Source organism: Acidovorax sp. KNOB132, from assembly GCF_057541515.1.
Genome location: NZ_BAAJYT010000503.1, coordinates 1 through 1,479, shown reverse-complemented (window position 1 = coordinate 1,479; position 1,479 = coordinate 1). Strand labels below are relative to the sequence as shown.

Sequence of the window (1,479 nt, the reverse complement as noted above, 5' to 3'; positions counted from 1 at the left end):
GGGTTGTTGCTCGCCACCTTGGAGGTGAAGTCCTGCGGGTACGTGGTGATCAGCAGCCCCTTGTCCGCCCGGATCGACCCCCACAGGTCCGTGCGCAGCTCGAACCCGTACCCGCGCTGCGAGCCGCTGCCCTGGTGCATCAGGTACCCCATGTTCAGGTACGTGTTGCCGTAGGTGTTGGACAGCTCCAGGTGCTCGATGCCCTTCTTGTCCTCAAAGCGCAGCATGCTCGCCCCGCCCCCGCCCTTGCTCCAGTTCGTGAGCGTGCCCGACTGCGTCTTGTTGTCCGGCAGCTTCCACGGCGGCATCTGGATGCCGTTGTACACCCGCCCGGTGATGATGGGGTAGTCCGGATCGCCGTTCAGAAAGTCCACGATGACTTCCTGCCCGATGCGCGGGATGTGGATGCTGCCGTAGTTCAGCCCCGCCCAGGGGTGCGACACCCGCACCCAGCAGCTGGAGTTCTCGTCCATGGCCCCGATGCGGTCCCAGTGGAACTGCACTTTCACCCGGCCGTACTGGTCGGTCCAGATCTCCTCGCCCGGCGGGCCCACCACCACGGCGGTCTGCGGGCCGGTGGTCTTGGGCTTCGGGGTGGTGCGCGCGGGCGTATACGGCAGGCTGGTGGGCTGGGCCTGCAGGGTGAACTTCTGGAACGAGCCCTCCTCCTGCGGCGTGCCCTTGGTGCCCGGCGCCACGGCGCTGACCTGGGGGTTTTCCTTGAAGTGGTACTCCAGCCCGGTCAGCAGGTATTGCTGGTTCTGGTCCTCGCGCGGGTGGTTCTCCAGGGTGAAGGTGTAGCCGGGCGCCAGCGCCCGGTGGCGCGACTCGCCCCGCACGGTGCTGTGCCCGGTCAGGCTCGATTGCAGCCGCGAGCGCGCGTAGTTCTCGCCGTCGCCGAACTCGGTGTACCCGCCCGGCCATTCGTAGATCTCGTGGCTGTCGTGCGCGTGCCCCGGCGGGGTCTGGCGCATGTTGGACAGGTCGGCCTTGGGTTTCTTGAAGTCGTAGTCGTCGTTGTAGTGCCGCCCGGGCTTGATCTCCTGCGCCAGCTGCCAGGCGTGGATGTTCTCCTTGTCGGCGACGGCGGCCTTCTCGGGCGGATAGAACGGGATGACGGCCGCGCCCGCGAGCGGGCTGTGCGAGGCGACGATGTCGTCGGCCAGGGTGAGCACGTGCTGGCCGGCGCTGTGCTCGTGGAAGTAGTAGATGCCCTCGTGCTCCATGAGGCGCGAGACGAAGGCGCAGTCGGTCTCGTTGTACTGCACGCAGTAGTCCCAGGTGCGGTAGCTCTGGGTGAGCTTGCGCTGCAGCGGGTAGCCGTATTTGCCGAGCACCTCCTCGATGATGTCGGGCACGGTCTTGTTCTGAAAGATCTTGAAGTCGCTTGCCGTGTGCCAGCCACAGCCAGGGGCTCAGGCGGGCCTTGTAGGTGTAGAAGCGGTGCCTGCCCGTGCAGCCCGAAGCCGGGTGACGATG

General features: G+C 66.6%; 1 pseudogene. It reads right to left on the bottom strand.

The features are described 5' to 3' along the window. A pseudogene (locus tag AC27IO_RS24150) lies at window positions 1–1,479 on the bottom strand (type VI secretion system Vgr family protein); the annotation flags it as partial.